This window comes from Streptomyces sp. NPDC060031 (assembly GCF_042736805.1).
Taxonomy (GTDB): Bacteria; Actinomycetota; Actinomycetes; order Streptomycetales; family Streptomycetaceae; genus Streptomyces.
This window is the reverse complement of sequence record NZ_JBHWVM010000006.1, coordinates 12,866-34,863: the sequence shown is the minus strand read 5'-3', so window position 1 is coordinate 34,863 and position 21,998 is coordinate 12,866. Positions and strand designations below refer to the sequence as shown.

Annotated in this window: 20 protein-coding genes; 9 read left to right on the top strand and 11 right to left on the bottom strand. The window is 72.4% G+C overall.

Annotated features, from left to right (window positions below; all coding sequences use genetic code 11):
- Positions 1-194 precede the first annotated feature (194 nt).
- A complete protein-coding gene (locus ACFWB8_RS04005; protein WP_385222128.1) occupies positions 195-632 on the bottom strand; it encodes an ATP-binding protein in 438 nt (145 codons plus the stop codon).
- Positions 633-752: 120 nt separating this feature from the next.
- Entirely contained in the window at positions 753-1,094 is a 342-nt protein-coding gene (gene bldG, locus ACFWB8_RS04000) for an anti-sigma factor antagonist BldG (protein WP_267751850.1), read from the bottom strand.
- 81 nt (positions 1,095-1,175) lie between these two features.
- On the opposite strand from bldG, the gene ACFWB8_RS03995 reads away from it, so the two are divergent.
- Positions 1,176-3,632, top strand: a complete 2,457-nt coding sequence (locus tag ACFWB8_RS03995; RefSeq protein WP_385222125.1) for a DEAD/DEAH box helicase — start codon at positions 1,176-1,178, stop codon at positions 3,630-3,632.
- Here ACFWB8_RS03995 and ACFWB8_RS03990 read toward each other — a convergent pair.
- Genes ACFWB8_RS03990 through ssd form a run of 7 tightly spaced genes read right to left on the bottom strand, consistent with a single transcriptional unit; the run spans position 3,595 to position 8,609 of the window.
- Positions 3,595-4,032 carry an Rv3654c family TadE-like protein gene (locus ACFWB8_RS03990; protein WP_385222122.1) on the bottom strand — a complete coding sequence of 146 codons (438 nt, stop codon included), beginning with the start codon at positions 4,030-4,032 and terminating at the stop codon, positions 3,595-3,597. The two genes, ACFWB8_RS03995 and ACFWB8_RS03990, sit on opposite strands and share 38 nt — an antisense overlap.
- Complete coding sequence (locus ACFWB8_RS03985) at positions 4,029-4,418, bottom strand: TadE family type IV pilus minor pilin (RefSeq protein WP_385222120.1); 390 nt, start codon at positions 4,416-4,418, stop codon at positions 4,029-4,031. The genes ACFWB8_RS03990 and ACFWB8_RS03985 overlap by 4 nt, the downstream gene beginning before the upstream one ends.
- A complete protein-coding gene (locus ACFWB8_RS03980) occupies positions 4,405-4,602 on the bottom strand; it encodes a DUF4244 domain-containing protein (protein WP_385222117.1) in 198 nt (65 codons plus the stop codon). Before ACFWB8_RS03980 ends, ACFWB8_RS03985 begins: the two co-directional genes overlap by 14 nt.
- 47 nt (positions 4,603-4,649) lie before the next feature.
- Positions 4,650-5,426, bottom strand: a complete 777-nt coding sequence (locus tag ACFWB8_RS03975; protein WP_385222115.1) for a type II secretion system F family protein — start codon at positions 5,424-5,426, stop codon at positions 4,650-4,652.
- On the bottom strand, positions 5,426-6,310 hold the full coding sequence (locus ACFWB8_RS03970; protein WP_385222112.1) for a type II secretion system F family protein: 885 nt from the start codon (positions 6,308-6,310) through the stop codon (positions 5,426-5,428). Before ACFWB8_RS03970 ends, ACFWB8_RS03975 begins: the two co-directional genes overlap by 1 nt.
- Positions 6,307-7,455 (bottom strand): TadA family conjugal transfer-associated ATPase, encoded by a 1,149-nt coding sequence (locus ACFWB8_RS03965; RefSeq protein ID WP_385222109.1) that lies wholly within the window; start codon positions 7,453-7,455, stop codon positions 6,307-6,309. The genes ACFWB8_RS03970 and ACFWB8_RS03965 overlap by 4 nt, the downstream gene beginning before the upstream one ends.
- Entirely contained in the window at positions 7,452-8,609 is a 1,158-nt protein-coding gene (gene ssd / locus ACFWB8_RS03960) for a septum site-determining protein Ssd (RefSeq protein WP_385222373.1), read from the bottom strand. The genes ACFWB8_RS03965 and ssd overlap by 4 nt, the downstream gene beginning before the upstream one ends.
- A gap of 503 nt (positions 8,610-9,112) precedes the next feature.
- On the opposite strand from ssd, the gene ACFWB8_RS03955 reads away from it, so the two are divergent.
- The gene (locus tag ACFWB8_RS03955; protein WP_385222106.1) at positions 9,113-9,985 is read left to right on the top strand and encodes an HAD family hydrolase; all 873 of its coding nucleotides are present in this window, start codon (positions 9,113-9,115) and stop codon (positions 9,983-9,985) included.
- A gap of 398 nt (positions 9,986-10,383) precedes the next feature.
- Here ACFWB8_RS03955 and ACFWB8_RS03950 read toward each other — a convergent pair whose 3' ends face one another.
- Positions 10,384-11,232: an oxidoreductase gene (locus ACFWB8_RS03950; RefSeq protein ID WP_385222103.1), complete on the bottom strand. Its 849-nt coding sequence runs from the start codon at positions 11,230-11,232 to the stop codon at positions 10,384-10,386.
- Between the two features lie 109 nt (positions 11,233-11,341).
- On the opposite strand from ACFWB8_RS03950, the gene ACFWB8_RS03945 reads away from it, so the two are divergent.
- Positions 11,342-12,415: an ATP-binding protein gene (locus tag ACFWB8_RS03945; protein ID WP_385222100.1), complete on the top strand. Its 1,074-nt coding sequence runs from the start codon at positions 11,342-11,344 to the stop codon at positions 12,413-12,415.
- On the opposite strand, the gene ACFWB8_RS03940 is transcribed toward ACFWB8_RS03945, so the two are convergent.
- Positions 12,369-13,661: a hypothetical protein gene (locus tag ACFWB8_RS03940; protein WP_385222097.1), complete on the bottom strand. Its 1,293-nt coding sequence runs from the start codon at positions 13,659-13,661 to the stop codon at positions 12,369-12,371. The two genes, ACFWB8_RS03945 and ACFWB8_RS03940, sit on opposite strands and share 47 nt — an antisense overlap.
- A 261-nt stretch (positions 13,662-13,922) precedes the next feature.
- On the opposite strand from ACFWB8_RS03940, the gene ACFWB8_RS03935 reads away from it, so the two are divergent.
- From ACFWB8_RS03935 to ACFWB8_RS03910, 6 genes are all read left to right on the top strand, one after another.
- Positions 13,923-16,370 carry a SulP family inorganic anion transporter gene (locus tag ACFWB8_RS03935; protein ID WP_385222094.1) on the top strand — a complete coding sequence of 816 codons (2,448 nt, stop codon included), beginning with the start codon at positions 13,923-13,925 and terminating at the stop codon, positions 16,368-16,370.
- A 153-nt stretch (positions 16,371-16,523) separates the two neighbouring features.
- Entirely contained in the window at positions 16,524-18,521 is a 1,998-nt protein-coding gene (gene acs, locus ACFWB8_RS03930) for an acetate--CoA ligase (RefSeq protein WP_385222092.1), read from the top strand.
- A 204-nt stretch (positions 18,522-18,725) separates the two neighbouring features.
- Positions 18,726-20,159, top strand: a complete 1,434-nt coding sequence (gene nhaA, locus ACFWB8_RS03925; RefSeq protein WP_385222089.1) for a Na+/H+ antiporter NhaA — start codon at positions 18,726-18,728, stop codon at positions 20,157-20,159.
- Between the two features lie 62 nt (positions 20,160-20,221).
- Entirely contained in the window at positions 20,222-20,680 is a 459-nt protein-coding gene (locus ACFWB8_RS03920) for a phage holin family protein (RefSeq protein WP_385222086.1), read from the top strand.
- Complete coding sequence (locus tag ACFWB8_RS03915; protein WP_385222084.1) at positions 20,677-21,654, top strand: alpha/beta fold hydrolase; 978 nt, start codon at positions 20,677-20,679, stop codon at positions 21,652-21,654. Before ACFWB8_RS03920 ends, ACFWB8_RS03915 begins: the two co-directional genes overlap by 4 nt.
- 116 nt (positions 21,655-21,770) lie before the next feature.
- Positions 21,771-21,944 (top strand): hypothetical protein, encoded by a 174-nt coding sequence (locus tag ACFWB8_RS03910; RefSeq protein WP_385222082.1) that lies wholly within the window; start codon positions 21,771-21,773, stop codon positions 21,942-21,944.
- Positions 21,945-21,998 lie beyond the last annotated feature (54 nt).

The following is a 21,998-nucleotide window of genomic DNA, read 5'->3' as shown; positions in this document are numbered from 1 at the left end:
GGCCGGAGGCCGACAACCCGGAGCGGGCCGCAGGCATGCTGAAGCCCCGCGGCCCGGTACCCCGGTCCTACGGAGGCTCGTAGGCTCCGAGACGGGCCCTACGGGAGCGCGGCGGCCCGGAACCCCGGGCACTGCGGGAACCCGCAGACCCGGAGACGGGCCTACGGGGAGCCCGGCGGCACGGAAGCCCGGGCCTACGGGAGCGCGGAGACCCCGGAGACGGGCCAGCTCATCCGGATGGTCCCGCCCGCTTCCCCGCTGGTCACCTCGACGTCGTCGACGAGCCCGCTGATCACCGCGAGGCCCATCTCGTCCTCACCCTCGATGTCGGGGTCCAGGACGGCTTCGATTCCGGAGACGGCGGACGGCCCGCCGGCCGGTCCGGGAACCTCGTCGCCGACCTCGATGGAGAACACCTTCTCCTCCTCGGTCAGCACGACCCGGACGGGCGCGGTCAGCCCGTTGCTGCGGTGCAGTCCGACGGCGCGCGAGCAGGCCTCGCCCACGGCGAGGCGGACCTCGTCGAGGACGGCTTCCTCCACGCCCGCCCGCCGCGCCACGGCGGCCGCGACGAGGCGGGCCGTCCTGACGTGTTCGGGCTGGGCGCTGAAGCGCAGTTCAACGGTGGCCATGCGCGTCCCCCTCGGACTACGGGCGTGCCTTGCAGGGGCCCGGACCGCCTGTGGCCCGGTGCCCCCCGCTCCTCATGCGGCTCGGCGACGACTGCCCTCGGGGCGGCCGCCGCGAAACCGTCAGTCGGTGGCGCTGACGGCGTCCTCCACCGAGGTGTGGATCGGGAACACCTTGGTCAGGCCGGTGATGCGGAAGATCTTCAGGATGCGCTCCTGGTTGCACACCAGACGCAGCGAGCCCTCGTGCGCACGGACGCGCTTGAGGCCTCCCACGAGCACACCAAGCCCGGTGGAGTCGAGGAAGTCCACTCGCTCCATGTCGACAACCAGGTGGTAGCTGCCGTCGTTCACCAACTCGACCAACTGCTCGCGCAGCTTGGGCGCGGTATACACATCAATCTCGCCACCGACCTCCACGACCGTACGGTCGCCGACAGTGCGAGTCGACAGGGACAGGTCCACGGATCCTCCAGCACCTTGCTATCGAGCGGCGCCCCCCAGGGGCCTCCCCACCCGAAGGTGGGCGAGGGATTGGCTGCCGCGATGGCATTCAATCACTTACCGGCAGGCGCGCACGACGCCTTGGGACCATTGTCCCGCACGCCAGTGACACACTCGGTTCCAATGGCCCATCCTCACCACCCCGGTCGGCCCACGGCACCCGCGGATCAGCGACCCACCCCCGGCACGGTTCTGAACCGGCTGGCACGGGGGCCTTCCCGAGCTGCGCGCATCACCCATACGGAGCACTTGCCCCCTCGGGACGGCCGTCATGCAGTCTGGCCCGACCACATCCGAACGGATGTAGTAGCCGCCATCCAGGCCGCGGGAATCGAACATCCGTGGGAACACCAGGCCACGGCCGCCGAGCACGCCCTCGACGGCGAGTCGGTGGTCGTCGCGACCGGCACCGCCTCGGGCAAGTCGCTGGCGTACCTGGCGCCCGTGCTCTCCGCCCTCGCGGACGGCGCCGAAGCCCCCAACGGCCGCGGCGCGACCGCCCTGTACCTGGCGCCCACCAAGGCCCTGGCGGCCGACCAGCGGCGCGCCGTACGGGAACTGGCCGCCCCGCTGGGCAACGCGATCCGTCCCGCCGTGTACGACGGCGACACCCCGGTGGAGGAACGCGAATGGGTGCGCCAGTACGCCAACTACGTCCTCACCAACCCCGACATGCTGCACCGCGGGATCCTGCCCGCCCACCCCCGCTGGTCCTCCTTCCTGCGGTCCCTGCGCTACGTCGTGATCGACGAGTGCCACACCTACCGGGGAGTATTCGGCTCCCACGTGGCCCAGGTCCTGCGCCGGCTGCGGCGGCTGTGCGCCCGCTACGGCTCCGAACCCGTCTTCCTGCTCGCCTCCGCCACCGCGAGCGACCCGGCGGCCGCGGCCTCCCGGCTGACCGGCCTGCGGGTCGTCGAGGTCGCCGACGACGCCTCCCCGCGCGGCGAGCTGGTCTTCGCCCTGTGGGAGCCGCCGCTGACCGACCTCAAGGGCGAGAAGGGCGCCCCCGTACGCCGTACGGCCACCGCGGAGACCGCCGACCTGCTGACCGACCTGGTCGTGCAGGGCGTGCGCACGGTCGCCTTCGTCCGCTCCCGGCGCGGCGCCGAGCTGATCGCCGTCATCGCCCAGGAGCGGCTCGCCGAGGTGGACCGCTCTCTGCCCCGGCGGGTCGCGGCCTACCGCGGCGGCTACCTGCCCGAGGAGCGCCGGGCCCTGGAACGCGCCCTGCACTCCGGGGAGCTCCTGGGGCTGGCCGCCACGACCGCCCTGGAGCTCGGCGTGGACGTCTCGGGCCTGGACGCCGTGCTGATCACCGGCTACCCCGGCACCCGGGCCTCCCTGTGGCAGCAGGCCGGCCGCGCCGGGCGCTCGGGCCAGGGCGCCCTGGCCGTGCTGATCGCCCGTGACGACCCGCTCGACACGTACCTCGTCCACCATCCGGAGGCACTGTTCCGCCAGCCGGTCGAGGCCACGGTGCTGGACCCGGACAACCCGTACGTCCTGGCCCCCCACCTGTGCGCGGCCGCGGCCGAGCTCCCGCTGACGGAGGCGGACCTCGACCTCTTCGGCCCGGCGGCCCGTGAGCTCCTCCCCCAGCTGGAGGCCGCCAAGCTGCTGCGCCGCCGGGCGACGGCCTGGCACTGGACCCGGCGCGAGCGGGCCTCGGACCTGACCGACATCCGGGGCGGCGGCGGCCGCCCCGTGCAGATCGTCGAGGCCGTCACCGGCCGGCTGCTGGGCACGGTCGACGAGGCCGCGGCCCACACCGCAGTCCACGACGGGGCGGTCCACCTCCACCAGGGCCGCACGTATCTCGTGAAGCACCTGGACCTGGAGGATTCGGTGGCCCTGGTGGAGGAGTCCAGCCCGCCCTTCTCCACCACCGCCCGGGACACCACCTCCATCTCGGTGCTGGAAACCGAGACGGAGATCCCGTGGGGCCGGGGCCGGCTCTGCTTCGGCTCCGTCGAGGTCACCAACCAGGTCGTCTCCTACCTGCGCCGCAAACTGATCACCGGCGAGGTGCTCGGCGAGGCCAAACTGGACCTGCCGCCGCGCACCCTGCGCACGCGGGCCGTGTGGTGGACGGTCACCGAGGACCAGCTCGACGAGGCCCGGATCAACCCGGAGATCCTCGGCGGCGCCCTGCACGCCGCCGAGCACGCCTCCATCGGCCTGCTCCCGCTCTTCGCCACCTGCGACCGCTGGGACATCGGCGGGGTCTCCGTCCCGCTGCATCCCGACACCCTCCTCCCGACGGTCTTCGTCTACGACGGCCACCCCGGCGGCGCCGGTTTCGCGGAGCGCGCCTTCCACACGGCCCACGCCTGGCTGAGCGCGACCCGCGACGCCATCGCCGCCTGCGAGTGCGAGGCCGGCTGCCCCTCCTGCATCCAGTCCCCCAAGTGCGGCAACGGCAACGACCCCCTCCACAAACGCGGCGCCATCCGCCTCCTCACCCGCCTCCTGGCGGAGTCGCCCCCGCCCCCGTAGCCGGACCGTCCCCGCCGCCCGTACCCGGCGCCGCCCCGGCTCGGCGCAGGGGTGGGGTCGGTGGGCCGGCGCGGGATTGGATCGGCGGGGTGAAGGGGCCCGTCGCGGCGCGGGCCGTGATCTGGGCCGTCTCGCCCGTCAGCACGCACGCGGTGACCCGCGCGCCCTGGGCCCCGGCCACCCGTGCCGCCGTGGCGCAGGCGGCCTGCGGGCCGTGGGTCCAGCTCGCCGCGGCCGCAAGGGCGGCCAGGTCGGCGGCCGCCGCCGCGCGGTGGCGGGCCACGACGGCCTGGCCGAGCAGCAGCACCCCGCCGAACACCGCCCCGAGCACGGTCACCACGAGCGCGGCCCACACCGTGGCCGAACCCCGGTCCGCGGCCCGGCGCGCCGCCCGGCTCATGGCGGCGGCCCCACGCTGTCCTCGGCCAGGGCCACCGCCTGCGCGCCGAGCCGTACGGGCAGCGCGGCCGGCCCCGGCGCGGGCGCCGCGACCCGGACCCGCCACAGATCGCCCGTGCGCTCCACCTCCACTTTCGCCCCTGGCGGGGCGGCCGCCCCGGCCGCCGCCACCACGACCTCCGCCGGTTCCGACCGGGCCGCCGCCCGGGCACCGGCCCGCGCGGCGTCCACGCACCGGATCTGCCCGGCGGCCGCCATCAGCGCCCACACGAGCAGCGCCGCGAACAGCACCAGCGCGGGGATCACCAGGGCGGCTTCCGCCGTCACATATCCCCGGTCGTCACTCCTGCCCCGCATTCCTCGTGACTTTCCCTCAGAACGGCACATCGAGCGCCTTCCCGATGGTCGATTGAAGTGCCGTGGAGACCACCTCGCTCGTCACCACCTTGTACAGAACGGCGGCGAATGCACACGCCGCGATCGTGCCCATGGCGTATTCCGATGTCGACATTCCCGCATCGCCGCCCCGACCCCTCAGCGCCGCCCGTACGCGCGACCAGATGATCCTCATGACAACCTCCTGTTGATTCAGCTTCTTGACGTGATTTCAGATTGATCTCAGGTGTTCGAGAGAAGACCGGAAGCCATACCGATCACCACCGGCGCCACCCCGATCGCGAGAAAAGCGGGGAGGAAACACAGCCCCACCGGCGCGGTGACGAGCACTGCCGCCCGCTGCGCCCGGGCGCCCGCCCGCCGGGTCCGGTCCGCCCTCAGCGCCCCCGCCAGCCGGGAGACCGGCTCGGCGGCCGGCGCCCCCGTCCGGGCGGACCGCTCCAGGCACTCGGCCAGCGCCCTGGCTCCCGGTATCTCCGCCAACCTCCCCCACGCGGCGCCCGGTTCCCCGCCGAGCCGCAGCTCCGCCCCGGCCAGGGCCAGCCGCTCGCCCACCGGGCCGCCCAGCGACTCCCCCACCACCTCGGCGGCCTCCACGGGCCCCGCCCCGGCCGCCAGACAGGCCGCCAGCAGGTCGGCCGCGAAGGGCAACTGGCGCTCCGCCTCCGCGGGGTCCACCCCGGCGGGCGGCTTCGGCCGGGCCGACCACCACCGCACCCCGAGGGCCGCCGCGCAGCCGACCGCCACTCCCACAAGGCCGCCGATCAGCACCCAGCCCGCCGCCAGCGCCCCGGCTGGCCCGGCCCAAGCGACCGCAGCGGACCGTATCCGTGGCCCGAACACCGGCCGGCTCCGCGCCGGTTGCGCCGCCAGCAGGGCGCAGATCCGGCGCCGGGCCGCACGCTCCCGGGCTCTGGCCACCCATGCCGCCGCCACGCAGAGCGCGGCCGCCGCGAGGCACAGCGCCGTCCCCAGCCTGTGGACCGAGAAGTCGCCCATCACCGCTCCCCCACCCGTACGATCCGCCGGCACCACAGCAGCCCCAGCGCCTCCAGCACCCCTCCCGCCAGCAGGCAGCCCCACCCCATGGGCGTGTGCAGCAACACCCGCAGCGGATCCGCCCCGAGCCCGGTGCCGATCAGCAGCGCGACCACCGGCAGCAGGGCCAGCACCCCCGTCGTCGATCTCGCCCCCGCCAACTGGGCCCGCAGCGACTCCTCCCGGTCCCGCTCGGCCCGCAGTGCCCCCTCCAGCCGGTCCAGTCCGGCGGCCAGCCCGGCGCCCCCGTCCACCGACACCCGCCAGCAGGCCGCCATCCCGGCCAGCCCCTCCGCGCCGGGCTCCCGCGCCGCCTGCCGCAGTGCTCCGGGCACCTCCCCGCCGAACGCCGCGGCCGCCAACACGGCCGCTTCCGCCGCGCCCGGGCCGCCGGCGCCGCAGGCCGTCCTGCGCAGCGCCGCGGTCAGCGCCTGGCCCGGCTGGGCCCCGGCCCGCAGCTCGCCCACCACCGCGCCGCACAGGGACGCCACCTCCGCGGCCCTCGCCGTCCGGGCCCGCTCCCGCTCCCGGGCCCGCAGCCACCGCCGCACCAGCGGCAGCGCCGCAACCCCGGCCACGACCGGAAGCACCGACCCGCCCAGCAGTCCGAGCGCCACTCCCGCCGCGATACAGGCCCACTCCCGCCACCGCGCGGCCCGTACCCGCACTCCGATCACCAGCCGCTCCCAGCGCACCGGCCCGCTCGGCACCACCGGTCCCGCACCGGCCAGCATCGTCCGGGCCCGCCGGGACACCCGGTCGCCCCCGGCCAGCGCCCAGGCGGCCGCCCCGGCGCACAACACCCCGGCGAACACCGGCAGCCCCGCCGCCGCCCCGGCGCTCACCGGGCACCGCCCAGCAGCGGGCGCAGCCGCTCCCAGCCCCGCTCCCGTACGAATCCCCGCGGGGCCCAGCGCAGCGCCGGCACGGTGACCACCAGCCCGGCGGCGTCCCGCTGGAGCACATGCACCTCGGCCACCCGGCGCCGCCCGGCCCGGTCCCGGACCAGGTGGACCACCAGGGTCAGAGCGGCCGCCAACTGGCTGTGCAGGGCGGCCCGGTCGAGCCCCGCGGCCGTCCCGAGCGCTTCCAGCCGGGCCGGGACATGCGCCGCGGCGTTGGCATGGACCGTGCCGCAGCCGCCCTCGTGTCCGGTGTTCAGGGCGGCCAGCAGATCCGCCACCTCGGCGCCCCGCACCTCGCCCACGACCAGCCGGTCCGGGCGCATCCGCAGGGCCTGGCGGACCAGATCCGCGAGGGTGACCAGGCCCGCACCCTCCTGGTTGGCCGGGCGGGTCTCCAGCCGCACCACATGTGGATGGTCGGGGCGCAGCTCGGCCGAGTCCTCGGCCAGCACGATCCGCTCGCCGGGGCCGACGAGCCCCAGCAGGGCACTGAGCAGGGTGGTTTTGCCCGTGCCGGTCCCGCCGGAGACGAGGAACGACAGCCGGGCCTCGATCATGTCCCGCAGCAGCCGCTGACCGTCGGGCGGCAGTGTCCCCGCCGCCACGAGCTCCTCCAGCGTGAACGCCCTGGGCCGCACGACCCGCAGCGACAGGCAGGCCGATCCGACGGCCACCGGCGGCAGCACGGCATGCAGCCGGGTGCCGTCCGGCATCCGGGCGTCCACCCAGGGCCGGGCGTCGTCCAGGCGCCGCCCCGCGACGGCGGCGAGCCGCTGAGCGAGTCTGCGCACGGCCTCGGCATCAGCGAAGGTCACCCCGGTCAGCTCCAGCCCGCCGCCGCGGTCCACCCACACCCGGTCCGGGGCGGCCACCAGCACATCGGTGACCTCGGGGTCGGTGAGCAATGCCTCCAGCGGGCCCGCGCCGACCAGTTCGGAGCGCAACTCGGCGGCCACACCCAGCACTTCCGCATCGCCCAGCAGTCGGCCCTGCTCCCGCAGGGCCGCCGCGACCCGGGCCGGGGTCGGCTCCGCCCCGCTCTCGGCGAGCCGCCGGCGCACCGCGTCCAGCAGCACCGCGCTCATGCCGTCACCCCCTGGGCGGTGCCGAGCACCCGCTGCCAGAAGCCGTCGCAGAACCGGGCCAGCGCACCCCGCCCCTGCGCACCCGGCGGCTCCCCCTCGGCCACCCGCCCCGGGAGCCCCACCTCGACCGGCACCTCACCGGCCAGCGGCGCCCCCAGCAGCCCGGCCACCGCCTCGGCGTCGAGCCCGCCGGGGCCGCGGCCGCGCACGACGACCCGTACATCCCGGGCCGCCATCCGGACCCCGGCGGCGACCCGGCCCGCCGCGGCCACCGCCCGCAACTCGCCCGGCACCACCATCAGCACCAGATCCAGCTGCGCCAGCACCTCGGCCACGGCTTCGTCCACCCGGCGCGGCAGGTCCACCACGACGACCCCGCCCCGGCGGCGCGCGGCGGCGACCACCGACCGCATCGCGGCGGGCGGCACCACCACCCGGTCCCCGCGGTCCCAGCTGAGGACCCGCAGGGCGTGCAGCTCGGGCAGGGATTCCTCCAGGGCTCCGGCGCCGACCCGCCCCCGGGAGCCGGCGAAGTCCGGCCAGCGCAGCCCCTCGGCGGCCTCGCCCCCGAGCAGTACGTCCATGCCCCCGCCGAGCGGGTCGCCGTCGATGAGGATGGTCCGCTCCCCGGCGCGGGCGGCCCGCAGGGCCAGTGCGCAGGCGAGGGTGGAGGCTCCGGCCCCGCCACTGCCGCCGATCACCCCGACCGCGAGGGCCGGCCGTCCGGCTCCTTCCACCACATCGGCGATGCGGTCCACGAGCCGGCCCTCGGCGTCGGGCAGCCGGAGCACTTCCTCGGCGCCGATTTCCAGGGCCCGCTGCCACACGAGGGGGTCGTCGAGTTCGCGGCCGACGAGGAACACGCCGTCCCGCCGCGGGGCGCCGCGGACCCGCCGGGCCGCATCGTCCCCGACCAGGACGAGCGGCGCGGACTCCCAGCCCACGCTGCCCGCGGTCGCGGCGGCGCCGGGGCTGCCGCCCCTCGCGCCCTCTCCGGAACCGCTGCGCCCGGGTACCGCGTGGTGCACGTGCGGTTCGGCGCCCGCAGCGGCGCACAGCCTCAGCAGGTCGTCCAACAGCACGGGGTCCTCGGTGATGATCAACGGCCGGCCGCCGCCCGGGGCGGGACCGCCCGCACGGGCGATCCGCCCCACCCCGCCTGCCGCGACCGCTTCCGAAACTCCACCCGACTTCGATCCAGCCACGATCTCCGCCCCCTTCTCACCGCATATCCAGCACCGCGGACTTCGCGGCTGGAATCACCGTGGCAGCGATCAGGAAAAAGAAGTGGATCTTGCTCGAAAACTGTGGACAACCGGCCCGATGTGAATAACCCGCTCATCCCAACAGGTGAGTTCCGGAGCGCGGCGGAACCACTACGCACCGTGACGAGTCTGATCTGGTGAGGGCCTTCGCCGCGCTGGCCCCGACAAGAGGAAGGGCCAGAGGGATGGTCACTTGGGGCCGAAGGCAGGGACGCGAACCGCGTCCGGACATGCGACGACCCCCGCCGGGGGGGAGAGCGGGGGTCGTCCCCACGGTCCGACTCGGGGGGGGAGGAGCCAGACCGGGTTAGCACGGTCGCGAACGATCCGTGACTTCCATGGTGTACCCGAAGGCCTTCTCAGGCAAACCCACGCGCCACACCTTACGCCGAATGGTGGGCGCATATGCTCGGGTCGTGGAAAATCAGCCCTTGCCGCACTCCTTGCCTCGCACCGCAGCCTTCTTCGACCTGGACAAGACGGTCATTGCGAAGTCGAGCACTCTGACGTTCAGCAAGTCCTTCTACCAGGGCGGCCTGATCAACCGGCGAGCCGTGCTGCGCACCGCGTACACGCAGTTCATCTTCCTGGCCGGCGGCGCCGACCACGACCAGATGGAACGGATGCGGGAGTACCTGTCCGCCCTCTGCAAGGGGTGGAACGTGCAGCAGGTCCGGGAGATCGTCGCGGAAGCCCTGCACGACCTCATCGACCCGATCATCTACGACGAGGCCGCCTCCCTGATCGAGGCCCACCACACCGCCGGCCGCGACGTGGTCATCGTGTCCACCTCCGGCGCCGAGGTCGTCGAGCCGATCGGCGAGATGCTGGGCGCCGACCGCGTCGTCGCCACACGGATGGTCGTGGGCGACGACGGCTGCTTCACGGGCGAGATCGCGTACTACGCGTACGGGCCGACGAAGGCGGAGGCGGTGCGCGAGCTCGCGGAGTCCGAGGGGTACGACCTCGCCCGCTGCTACGCGTACAGCGACTCCGCCACCGACATCCCGATGCTGGAGGCGGTGGGACACCCGCACGCGGTCAATCCCGACCGGGCGCTGCGCCGCGAGGCGGTGTCCCGGGAGTGGCCGGTACTGGTCTTCAACCGGCCGGTACGCCTCAAGCAGCGGCTGCCCGGACTGTCGATGCCGGCGCGCCCGGCGCTCATCGCCGCGGCGGCCGTCGGAGCGGCCGCCGCCACCGCCGGGCTGGTCTGGTACGCGAGCCGGCGCCGCGCCGCCCTCGCGGCCGCCACCTCCGCCTGAGGGGCTCCCGAGCCGCGCCTGACCTGCACCGCTTTGGGCTGTCCGGTTCGCCCGCAGACATACCGGAAAGCAAAGAAATGTGGCCAGGGGTTTCGCTCTACTCCGAAGCGGAGTAGAAAGGAGTCAACGGCCCGCGAGACCAAAGAACATCCGAGAGGATCATCTTTAAAACGCAGTAAGGCCCACGGACCGAAGCATGAACGCCGAGTACCCACGCGACGTCGACCCGTCGATTACGGGCCAGCCGCACCAGGTACGGGCAAAGTTCCCGACCTGATGGGCAACATTCGAGGACGCTTGGTAACTGGACGTGAATGCCAGCGGCGACACCAAAGCAAGACGGTGTCGCCGCAACCCTTTGTCCGGGTGCTTCGAGTCGTCCGGGCGCTTTCGAGCGCCTACGCCGCGCCCCGCTGCAGGGCCTCGCAGACCGCCGTCGACTCGCGCGCGCCCAGCTCGATGGCGCGCCCGCAGTGGGCGATCCAGGCCGACATCCCCTCGGGGGTCCCGGACACGTACCCCTCGAAGGCCGCCAGGTAGGCATCGCGCCCCTGCTCCGCGTGGCCCACCTCCGCCGGGCAGATGGCCTTCGGGTCGAGGCCGCTGTTGATCAGCACGATCCGCTCCGCCGTCCTCGCGACCAGACCGTTGCACGAAGCGAAGGGACGCAGCGCCAGCAGCTCGCCGTGCACCACCGCCGCCGTGATCAGCGCCGGGGCGGAGCCGCCCGCGATGATCAGCCGGGAGAGCCCGTCCAGTCGGCCCGCCACCTCCTGCGCATCAGGCAGCGGGGCGGTGACGAAGGGCTCGTCCACCGGCTCCCCCGCCAGGCGGGGGCGGCCGACCACGTCCCCGGCCGCCGTCGAGCCCGAGGCCACCAGGTGCAGTCGCGCCAGCACCCGCAGCGGCGACTGGCGCCAGATGCTGAGCAGTTGCCCCGCCTCGGCCGTCAGACGCAGCGCCGCGCCCACCGTGCGCGCCTCGGCCTCCGCACCGAAGTCGGTCCGGCGGCGCACCTCCTCCAGCGCCCAGTCGGCCCCGGAGAGCGCCGCGCTCCCGCGCGCACCGCGCAGTGCGGCCTCCGAGGTGATCTCGCCGCTGCGACGGCGCATGACCCGGTGCCCGTACACCCGGTCCACGGCCTTGCGTACGCGATCCACGGACTCGGCGACACCGGGCAGCGCGCCCAGCGGGGCCAGCGGGTCGGCGGAGCCGGAAGGGGCGGCGGAGCCAGAAGAACTACTCATAAGCAGGGAGCCTACGCACTGCGCCCCCATGACACCGACCCCTCCTTGGAGTGGTTTTCTTCACTTGACGGGACAACTCAAAGCGACCGATCCACTACTCTTGGTGAACATGAAGATCGCTTTCGTGGGAAAGGGCGGCAGCGGCAAGACCACGCTGTCCTCCCTTTTCATCCGCCACCTCGCCGCCAATGAAGCCTCCGTCGTCGCGGTGGACTCCGACATCAACCAGCACCTGGGCGCCGCGCTCGGACTCAGCGAGGACGAGGCGGCCGCGCTGCCCGCCCTGGGCGCGCACCTGCCCCTGATCAAGGACTACCTGCGCGGTTCCAATCCGCGCATCGCCTCCGCCGACACGATGATCAAGACCACTCCGCCCGGCGCCGGCTCGCGGCTGCTGCGGGTCACCGAGGACAACCCGGTGTACGCGGCGTGCGCGCGCACGCTGCTGCTCGACGGGGAGCCCGTACGGCTGATGGCCACGGGCCCGTTCACCGAGTCCGATCTGGGGGTGGCCTGTTACCACTCCAAGGTCGGGGCGGTGGAGCTGTGCCTCAACCACCTCGTCGACGGCCCGGACGAGTACGTCGTCGTCGACATGACGGCGGGCTCGGACTCCTTCGCCTCGGGCATGTTCACCCGCTTCGACGTGACCTTCCTGGTCGCCGAACCGACCCGCAAGGGCATCTCCGTCTACCGCCAGTACAAGGAGTACGCCCGGGACTTCGGGGTCACGCTCAAGGTGATCGGCAACAAGGTGCAGGGCCCGGAGGACATCGAGTTCCTGCAGGACGAGGCCGGCGAGGACCTGCTGGTCACCGTGGGGCAGTCGGACTGGGTGCGGTCGATGGAGAAGGGCCGGCCGGCCGCCTTCGAACTGCTGGAGGCGACCAACCGGCTGGCGCTGCAGGCGCTGCAGGACGCGGCCGACGACTCGTACGCACAGCGCGACTGGGTCCGGTACACGGAGCAGATGGTGCACTTCCACCTGCGGAACGCGGAGAGCTGGGGCAACGCGAAGACCGGGATCGACCTGGCGGACCAGATCGACCCCGGCTTCGTCCTTCGGGAGACCGTGGCCCAGGAGACCGGCGCCGGGGACACCGCGGCCCAGGACGCCGTCGCCCAGGAGACCCTCGTCAGTCCTCGCTCGGACTCGCTTCGGCCGACTCCGCAGCCGGCTTGACCCCGGCGGGGGCGGCCGGCGCCGCCGGCGGCCCCGCCTTCAGGAACGTGGTCCAGCCCTCCTTCGGCGCCTGGCCGACGTCGAGCGTGCGCATCCACTCCAGGGACTTGGGGTCCTGGGCGTCGAGCCAGTCGGCCAGCTCGCGGAAGGGCACGCAGCGGACCTCCTTCTGCGTGCACATCTCCTTGATGGAGTCCTCGACGGCGCGCATGTAGGTGCCGCCGTTCCAGGACTCGAAGTGGTTGCCGATGATCAGCGGCGCCCGGTTGCCCTGGTAGGTCCGCTCGAAGGCCTTCATCAGGCCGTCGTGCATCTGCTCGCCCCAGTACGCGTGCTGCGACGGGTCGCCCTGCGAAGTCGTCCCGGACTGGTTGACCATGTAGTTGTAGTCCATGCTCAGCGTGTCGAACGCCCGGCCCGGCATGGGCACCAGCTGGAGCGGCAGGTCCCAGAGCCCGTCCGTCTTCTTGGGCCAGATCTGCTTGCTGATGCCGCTGGAGTCGTATCGGAAACCCATGTCCTTCGCGGCCAGCATGAAGTTCTTCTGGCCTTCGAGGCAGGGGGTCCGGGCCCCGATGAGCTCCTTGTCGTAGTCGAAGGGGAGCGCCTCCATGTCCTTCAGGGAGGCGTTCGTCTTCCAGTTCTTGACGAAGGACTTGGCCTGGTTGATCTCGCTCTTCCACTCCTCGACCGACCATGTGCCGACGCCGCCGTCGGGCCCGCAGAAGTGGCCGTTGAAGTGGGTGCCGATCTCGTTGCCCTCCAGCCAGGCGGCGCGCACCTGGGTGGCGGTGTCCTTGATGCCCTGGAGGTCGCCGAAGCCGATGTCGGAACGGCCCGGTGAGTGCTGCGGGGCCGTGTAGAGGTCCTTCTTCTCCTCCGGGAGCATGTACACGCCGCTGAGGAAGTACGTCATGCGGGCGTTGTACTTCTTGCCGACGTCACGGAAATGCGAGAAGAGCTTCTGGCTGTCCTCGCCGGCTCCGTCCCAAGAGAACACGACGAACTGCGGCGGCTTCTCGCCGGGCTTGAGCTTCTGCGCCTTCTGTACGTTCGGCTGCGGGCCGGTGTACGAGGTCGAGCCGTCGCCGATGAGCCGCTTGACGCTGCCCGGGGCCTCCGGGGCGGCGGCGCCCTTCCTCGCGGCCGGGGGCTTGGCGGGCTCCGAAGTGCTGCACCCCGCAGCTCCCAGGACCAGCGCCGAGGCGACCAGGCCACCGGCGATCTTCTTCGTGGCGGCGGTCATCCGGCCACCCCTTCCTCGCAGTTCCATCGCGGATCCCTCGCAGGACTTCCGCGCCGCAACGTCCCACGCGGTCCGGTTTAAGGAAGGTATGACAAGCCGGACTAAATGATTAATCACCCCCGCGTGCTAATTCATGGGCCATTTGCCCTCATTACCCCCCACGACTCTTTACTCTCCATTACCATCCATTTACCGAGTGTTGAGAATCCGCCGCTTCATCCCTCCCGCCGCTTCATCCCTCCCACCGAGGAGACGGGACCTATGACAGCCCCAGCCCCATCCCCAGCCCCCGTTCCGGAGCAGGCCCAAGTCCCGGCCCCACCGGCCAAAGAGCTCAAAGACTTCCCCGCGGACCTCTCCGCCTCCATCGCCGTCTTCCTGATCGCCCTGCCGCTGTCCCTCGGCATCGCGCTCGCCACCGGCGCCCCGCTCCAGGCCGGGCTGGTCGCCGCGGCCGCCGGGGGGATCGTGGCCGGGCGGCTCGGCGGCGCACCGCTCCTGGTGAGTGGTGCGGCCACCGGACTCACCGTGGTGACCGCCGAGTTGATCCAGCACTACGGATGGCGCACCACCTGCGCCATCACCGTGCTCGCCGGCTGCTGCCAGCTCGGGCTCGCGTTCCTGCGCACCGCCCGGTCGGCGCTCATGGTGAGCCCGGCCATCGTGCACGGCATGCTCGCGGGCATCGGGGTGACCATCGCACTGGCCCAGCTGCACATCGTGCTCGGCGGCACCCCGCAGAGCTCCGCCCTCGCCAACGTTCTCGGTCTGCCCGCCCAGTTGGCCGATCTGCATCCCGCCGCGCTCGGCGTCAGCGTCCTGACACTGCTCGTGCTGCTCGGCTGGCCGCGCGTGCCCGGGCGAGCCGGGCGGAGCCTGCGCAAGGTGCCCGCCGCGCTCGCCGCAGTCGCCGTGGCCACCGCCTTCGCGACCCTGACGGGGCTACAACTGCCCCGGGTGGATCTGCCGTCCTGGCGCAGCCACGCGTTGCCCGAGCTGCCCGAGGCGCCGGTGCTCGGCATCATCGCCGCCGTGCTGACGGTCACGCTGGTCGGCAGTGTGGAGTCCCTGCTGTCCGCCGTCGCCACCGACAAGCTGATCGCCTCCGGGTGGGACAGGGGCAGCCGCCCGACGCGCGCCGATCTCAACCGCGAGCTCCGAGGACAGGGCGCGGCGAACGTCGTCTCCGGAGCGCTGGGCGGGCTTCCCGTCGCGGGCGGGGCCGTGCGCAGCGCCGCGAACGTCAGAGCCGGTGCCGTCAGCCGCCGGGCAGCCATCCTGCACGGCCTGTGGATCCTGCTCGCCGCCGGGCTGCTGGTACCGGTCCTCGACCTGATCCCGCTCGCCTCGCTGGCCGCGCTGGTGATGGTGGTGGGGGTGCAGATGGTGAGCGCGACGCACGTGCGCACCGTCACCCGGCACCGCGAGATCCTCGTCTACGCGACGACGATCGTGGCCGTGGTCCTCGGCGGCGTCCTGGAGGGTGTCGCCATCGGCATCGCGGTGGCCGTGGCGCTCGCGCTGCACCGGCTCGCCCGGACCCGGATCACGCTTGAAGAGCTGGACGGGGTCCACCGGGTCTGGGCCCGCGGGCAGTTGACCTTCCTGGCGGTACCGCGGCTGAGCCGCGTCCTGAACCAGATCCCGCACGACGGGCACGCGGTCATCGAGCTCGACGGCTCCTTCATCGACCACGCCGCCTACGAGACGCTGCACGACTGGCAGGACTCCCATCTGGCACACGGAGGCTCGCTGGAGATCACCGGACGCTCGGGGGCCCGGATCGCCGAGGCCGAGCAGGCCCGGGCCGAAGCCGGGGCCGAGGGCGGCCAGCGCGGGGCCCACCACTGCTGCCGGCCCTGGACACCCTGGCAGAACCACTGCGACCACCGGCCCACGGTTCCCCGTACGACGAGCACCGGGGCGAGCGCCGAGACGAGCACCGAGACGAGCACCGGGTCAGACGCCGAGGCTCCCGAGGCCGACGAGGCGGCTGTCACCTCGGCCCTCCCGCCGGCGCAGCCCCGCGGCCGGGGCCGGGGCGCCGGTCAACTGGCCAACGGGATCAGCGCCTTCCAGCGGGACACCGCGCCCCGCGTACGGGACGAGCTGGCGCGGCTCGCGCGCGAAGGGCAGCGGCCCTCGCAGCTCTTCCTCACCTGCGCGGATTCCCGCCTGGTGACCAGCATGATCACGGCCAGCGGCCCGGGCGACCTGTTCACCGTCCGCAATGTCGGCAATCTCGTACCGCTGCCGGGTGCGGAGTCCACGGACGACTCGGTCGCGGCGGCCATCGAGTACGCCGTGGACGTGCTCGAGGTCGACAGCATCACCGTGTGCGGGCACTCGGGCTGCGGAGCCATGCAGGCACTGCTCAACTCCTCCCCCGGGGCTCCGATGACCCCGCTGCACCGCTGGCTGCGGCACGGGCTGCCCAGCCTGGAGCGGATGGTCAGCCGCCACCACGCCTGGGCCCGCATTTCGGGCCGGCTCCCGGCGGACGCCGTGGAGCAGTTGTGTCTGACCAATGTGGTGCAGCAGCTGGAGCACCTGCGGGCCCACGAATCGGTGGCCCGGCGGCTGGCCGAGGGCACGCTGGAGCTGCACGGGATGTACTTCCACGTGGGCGAGGCGCAGGCGTACCTGCTCTCCGGGGGCGAGGACTTCTTCGACTGCCGCGTGTTCGACAGCGTCGGCCAGCACGCCTGAACCGATAATCTCCCGTATCCGTGCCACGGAGTGGCCCCTTCCCGCACCCTGCAGCGGGAAGGGGCCACTCGCACGTGAAGGGCAGTGGGCGTGGTATAGGTCTAAACCAATTTCCGGCCACCCCTTGCCACCAGGCCCTGTGACTGATGAGCTATGCCCGGGGACACAACGGACACCCTGGGAAAGGGAGATGTCGTGAGCAATGAAAGCCTGGCCAACCTGTTGAAGGAGGAGCGTCGGTTCGCTCCTCCTGCCGACCTGGCCGCCGCTGCCAATGTGACAGGGGCTGCGTACGCACAGGCCGACGAGGACCGGCTGGGCTTCTGGGCCGAGCAGGCGCGGCGCCTGACCTGGGACGTCGAGCCCACCGAGACGCTCGACTGGACCAACCCGCCCTTCGCGAAGTGGTTCGCGGACGGCAAGCTGAACGTCGCGTACAACTGCGTGGACCGCCACGTCGAGGCCGGCAACGGCGACCGCGTCGCCCTCCATTTCGAGGGCGAGCCCGGCGACAGCCTCTCGATCACCTACGCCGAGCTGAAGGACGAGGTCTCCAAGGCCGCCAACGCCCTCACCGAGCTCGGTGTCCAGGCCGGCGACCGGGTCGCCGTCTACCTCCCGATGATCCCCGAGGCGGTCGTCGCGATGCTCGCGTGCGCCCGCGTCGGCGCCGCGCACTCGGTGGTCTTCGGCGGTTTCTCCGCCGACGCCGTCGCCTCCCGCATCCAGGACGCGGACGCCAAGCTGGTCATCACCGCCGACGGCGGCTACCGCCGTGGCAAGCCCTCGGCCCTCAAGCCCGCCATCGACGAGGCCGTCGGCAAGTGCCCGCAGGTCGAGCACGTCCTCGTCGTACGGCGCACCGGCCAGGACACCGCCTTCACCGAGGGCCGCGACATCTGGTGGCACGACCTCGTCGGCCGCCAGTCCGCCGAGCACACGCCGCAGGCCTTCGACGCCGAGCACCCGCTCTTCATCCTCTACACCTCGGGGACCACGGGTAAGCCCAAGGGCATCCTGCACACCTCGGGCGGCTACCTCACGCAGGCCGCGTACACCCACCACGCGGTGTTCGACCTGAAGCCGGAGAGCGACGTCTACTGGTGCACCGCCGACATCGGCTGGGTGACCGGGCACTCGTACATCGTCTACGGGCCGCTCGCGAACGGCGCCACGCAGGTCATGTACGAGGGCACGCCGGACACCCCGCACCAGGGCCGGTTCTGGGAGGTCGTGCAGAAGTACGGCGTCACCATCCTCTACACCGCGCCCACGGCCATCCGTACGTTCATGAAGTGGGGCGACGACATCCCCGCGAAGTTCGACCTGTCGAGCCTGCGCGTGCTGGGTTCGGTCGGCGAGCCGATCAACCCCGAGGCCTGGATCTGGTACCGCAAGCACATCGGCGGCGACCGCTGCCCGATCGTGGACACGTGGTGGCAGACCGAGACCGGCGCGATGATGATCTCCCCGCTGCCCGGTGTCACCGAGACGAAGCCGGGCTCGGCGCAGCGCGCGCTGCCCGGGATCCGCGCCACCGTGGTGGACGACGAGGCGAACGAGGTGCCCAACGGCGGTGGCGGCTACCTGGTCCTCACCGAGCCGTGGCCGTCGATGCTGCGCACCATCTGGGGCGACGACGAGCGGTACATCGACACCTACTGGTCGCGCTTCGAGGGCAAGTACTTCGCGGGTGACGGTGCCAAGAAGGACGACGACGGCGACATCTGGCTGCTCGGCCGTGTGGACGACGTGATGCTGGTCTCCGGCCACAACATCTCGACCACCGAGGTCGAGTCGGCGCTCGTCTCGCACCCCTCGGTCGCCGAGGCGGCCGTGGTCGGCGCCGCCGACGAGACCACCGGCCAGGCCATCGTGGCGTTCGTCATCCTGCGCGGCAGCGCCTCCGAGACCGAGACCCTGGTCGCGGAACTGCGCAACCACGTGGGCGCCACGCTGGGCCCGATCGCGAAGCCGAAGCGGATCCTGCCGGTGCAGGAGCTGCCGAAGACCCGCTCGGGCAAGATCATGCGGCGGCTGCTGCGCGATGTCGCCGAGAACCGCGCGGTCGGTGACGTCACCACGCTCGCGGACTCCTCGGTGATGGACCTGATCCAGAGCAAGCTGCCGGCCGCCGGCAGCGAGGACTGAGACCGGCAGGACACGGCGGGAGGGGCATTCGGCGCCGCGCGCCGGATGCCCCTTTCGCGCTTAAAGTGATGATCACCGGATACGCCCCTGCGTGCACCCTGTAAAGTATTAAGAGCGTAAAGAATTGCTCCACAGGGTGCGCCGGGAAGTCTGGTCGGCAACGTGCTTCGCCATGCCGTCCAACCCACCCCGGAGGTGCCCCCCGTGGCCGCGCCCAACCCCACCGACAGCCCGAACCGCAAGCTCCTCGGCAGGCTGTCCCTGCCCGAGCGCCGCTTCGTGGCCGACGCCCTGCGCGCCGAGACGGTCGGCGGCGTACTGCTCCTCCTGGCCGCGATCACCGCCCTGGTATGGGCGAACATCCCCGCCATCTCGGACAGCTACGGCAGCAGCCAGTCCTTCCACATCGGCCCCGCCTCCCTCGGCCTGAACCTCTCGCTCCAGCACTGGGCGGCCGACGGCCTGCTCGCGATCTTCTTCTTCGTCGCCGGCATCGAGCTCAAGCGCGAGCTCGTCGCGGGCGACCTGCGCGACGCCAAGGCAGCCGCGCTCCCGGTGATCGCCGCCGTCTGCGGAATGGCCGTGCCCGCGCTGGTCTACGTACTGGTCAACATCCTCGGCAACGGCTCACTGGGCGGCTGGGCGGTCCCGACCGCCACCGACATCGCCTTCGCCCTCGCCGTCCTCGCGGTCATCGGCACCTCGCTGCCGTCCGCCCTGCGCGCGTTCCTGCTGACCCTCGCCGTCGTCGACGACCTCTTCGCCATCATGATCATCGCGGTGTTCTTCACCAATGAGATCAACTTCCTGGCGCTCGGCGGCGCGGTCGTGGGCCTGGCCCTCTTCTGGTTCCTGCTCCGCCGGGGCGTGAGCGGCTGGTACGTCTACATCCCGCTCGCCCTGGTCATCTGGGGCCTGATGTACAACAGCGGCGTCCACGCCACCATCGCCGGCGTCGCCATGGGCCTGATGCTCCGCTGCACCCGCAGGGAGGGCGAGCAGCACTCCCCCGGCGAGCACATCGAGCACCTCTTCCGGCCGATCTCGGCCGGTCTGGCGGTGCCGCTCTTCGCGCTGCTCTCCGCCGGGGTCTCGCTCTCCGACGATTCCATCGGGCAGGTCTTCACCCGGCCCGAGACCCTCGGCGTGGTCCTCGGCCTGGTCGTCGGCAAGACGGTCGGCATCTTCGGCGGCACCTGGCTGGCCGCCCGCTTCACCAAGGCCGAGCTGAACGAGGACCTCGCCTGGCCGGACGTGTTCGCCGTGGCCTCGCTCGCCGGCATCGGCTTCACCGTGTCCCTGCTGATCGGCGAGCTCGCCTTCACCGGCGACCAGGCCCTCACCGACGAGGTCAAGGCCGCCGTCCTGATCGGCTCGTTCATCGCCGCGGTCTTCGCCTGCTTCATGCTCAAGCTGCGCAACCGCAAGTACAGGGCCCTGACCGAGGCCGAGGAGCGCGACGAGGACCACGACGGCATCCCGGACGTCTACGAGGAGGACAAGCCCGAGTACCACCTGCGGATGGCGAGGATCCACGAGGAGAAGGCCGCGGAGCACCGGCGCAGGGCCGAGAAGACGGCGGGCGCCGCGGCCCGGGCGGCAGCCGGGTCCAGCACCGAGGGCGACCGTCCGGCATGATCTGACTGAGGCAGGACCGACGGAGCACAGCCGTCGCCGACGGACGACAGAGGGAGAGAGCGATGAGCGCAGTGGACCAAGGGGCGCAGGGAGCCGAGCGCACACTCGGCCAGCTGGTCGCCTCGGCCACCGCCGAGATGTCCGCCCTGGTGCACGACGAGATCGCCCTCGCCAAGGTGGAGATCAAGCAGGACGTCAAGCGTGCGGGGATCGGCAGTGGCGCCGCCATCGTCGCGGGGGTGCTCTTGCTCTTCTCCCTGCCCGTACTGAGTTTCGCCGCGGCCTACGGGATCCATAACCTCGGGCTCGGGCTCGCCTGGTCCTTCCTCATCGTCGGCGGGGCGTTCTGGCTGCTCGCGGGCCTGACCGGGCTGCTCGCCGTCGTGAAGTTCAAGAAGGTCAAGCCGCCGACGAAGACCATCGAATCGGTCAAGCAGACCGCGGCGCTCGTCGGGACCGTCAAGCCGCATCCGCGGCCGGTGACTGACAAGGCCGTGGGTGTGGCACGCTCGTCTTCATGACAGTTCCCCCGCCGGACTCCAGCACTCCGCCCACTGCCGCCTCGGCGGTCAGGATCGACGTGCCCGGCGGGAGAACGGTGACGCACCGGGATGTCGCGGCCAACGGGGCGCGGTTCCACGTCGCCGAACTCGGTGACGGGCCGCTGGTGCTGCTCCTGCACGGCTTCCCGCAGTTCTGGTGGACCTGGCGGCACCAGTTGGTGGCGCTCGCGGACGCCGGGTACCGGGCGGTCGCGATGGACCTGCGCGGTGTGGGCGGCAGCGACCGCACCCCGCGCGGCTACGACCCCGCCAACCTGGCGCTCGACATCACCGGGGTCGTACGGTCCCTCGGCGAGCCGGACGCCGCGCTGGTGGGGCACGACCTCGGCGGCTACCTCGCCTGGACCGCGGCCGTCATGCGGCCCAAGCTGGTGCGCCGCCTGGTGGTCTCGTCCATGCCGCACCCGCGCCGCTGGCGCTCGGCGATGCTGGCGGACTTCGGGCAGACCCGCGCCAGTTCGCACATCTGGGGCTTCCAGCGGCCGTTCGTCCCCGAGCGGCAGCTGGTCGCCGACGACGGCGCGCTCGTCGCGCAGTTGATCCGGGACTGGTCGGGGCCGCGGCTGCGGGAGGACGGGGACGCCGACAACGAGCAGGCGCTGGCCGTGTACCGGCGGGCGATGTGCATCCCGTCCACCGCGCACTGCTCGATCGAGCCGTACCGCTGGATGATGCGGTCGATGGCCCGGCCGGACGGGCTGCAGTTCAACCGCCGGATGAAGCGGCCGGTGCGGGTGCCGACGCTGCACCTGCACGGCTCGCTCGATCCGGTGATGCGTACGCGCAGTGCGGCCGGATCCGGGGAGTACGTCGAAGCCCCGTACCGCTGGCGGCTGTTCGACGGTCTGGGGCACTTCCCGCACGAGGAGGACCCGGTCGCCTTCTCCACCGAGCTGGTCAACTGGCTGAAGGACCCCGAGCCGGACCGCTGAGCGGCTCGTGGATCACTCGTGCGTCCATATGACAAGCATTCAATTGCCTGGCGCATAGGCCAATTGGCCGCCTCCAACGCGATTACGGACCTTGGGGCCCGGGCACAGCTCGGAGTATGAGCTGGACGCACGACTACGGTGAGACCGCACACGAACGACGCTCGGCAGTGACGCCGGGCACCCACGAGAGGGCGGGCCGGGACGGCCACGACCCCCGACTCGGGATTCCGCTCATCCTGCGCCGCCGGGCCCGCTGGGTCTCGGCCAGGCTCCGGCACCAGCGCACGTAGGAGCGGCTGGGGCCGGGTGGCACCGGCCCGCACGGCCCGTGCACCCCGCCTCGC

Coding starts and splice junctions, on each gene's coding strand:
- ACFWB8_RS04005 (WP_385222128.1), bottom strand. CDS start 632: ATGGCCACCGTTGAACTGCGCTTCAGCGCCCAGCCCGAACACGTCAGG.
- ACFWB8_RS03995 (WP_385222125.1), top strand. CDS start 1,176: ATGGCATTCAATCACTTACCGGCAGGCGCGCACGACGCCTTGGGACCA.
- ACFWB8_RS03990 (WP_385222122.1), bottom strand. CDS start 4,032: ATGAGCCGGGCGGCGCGCCGGGCCGCGGACCGGGGTTCGGCCACGGTG.
- ACFWB8_RS03985 (WP_385222120.1), bottom strand. CDS start 4,418: ATGTGCCGTTCTGAGGGAAAGTCACGAGGAATGCGGGGCAGGAGTGAC.
- ACFWB8_RS03980 (WP_385222117.1), bottom strand. CDS start 4,602: ATGAGGATCATCTGGTCGCGCGTACGGGCGGCGCTGAGGGGTCGGGGC.
- ACFWB8_RS03975 (WP_385222115.1), bottom strand. CDS start 5,426: ATGGGCGACTTCTCGGTCCACAGGCTGGGGACGGCGCTGTGCCTCGCG.
- ACFWB8_RS03965 (WP_385222109.1), bottom strand. CDS start 7,455: ATGAGCGCGGTGCTGCTGGACGCGGTGCGCCGGCGGCTCGCCGAGAGC.
- ACFWB8_RS03955 (WP_385222106.1), top strand. CDS start 9,113: ATGGTGGGCGCATATGCTCGGGTCGTGGAAAATCAGCCCTTGCCGCAC.
- ACFWB8_RS03950 (WP_385222103.1), bottom strand. CDS start 11,232: ATGAGTAGTTCTTCTGGCTCCGCCGCCCCTTCCGGCTCCGCCGACCCG.
- ACFWB8_RS03945 (WP_385222100.1), top strand. CDS start 11,342: ATGAAGATCGCTTTCGTGGGAAAGGGCGGCAGCGGCAAGACCACGCTG.
- ACFWB8_RS03940 (WP_385222097.1), bottom strand. CDS start 13,661: ATGACCGCCGCCACGAAGAAGATCGCCGGTGGCCTGGTCGCCTCGGCG.
- ACFWB8_RS03935 (WP_385222094.1), top strand. CDS start 13,923: ATGACAGCCCCAGCCCCATCCCCAGCCCCCGTTCCGGAGCAGGCCCAA.
- acs (WP_385222092.1), top strand. CDS start 16,524: ATGCCCGGGGACACAACGGACACCCTGGGAAAGGGAGATGTCGTGAGC.
- ACFWB8_RS03920 (WP_385222086.1), top strand. CDS start 20,222: ATGAGCGCAGTGGACCAAGGGGCGCAGGGAGCCGAGCGCACACTCGGC.
- ACFWB8_RS03915 (WP_385222084.1), top strand. CDS start 20,677: ATGACAGTTCCCCCGCCGGACTCCAGCACTCCGCCCACTGCCGCCTCG.
- ACFWB8_RS03910 (WP_385222082.1), top strand. CDS start 21,771: ATGAGCTGGACGCACGACTACGGTGAGACCGCACACGAACGACGCTCG.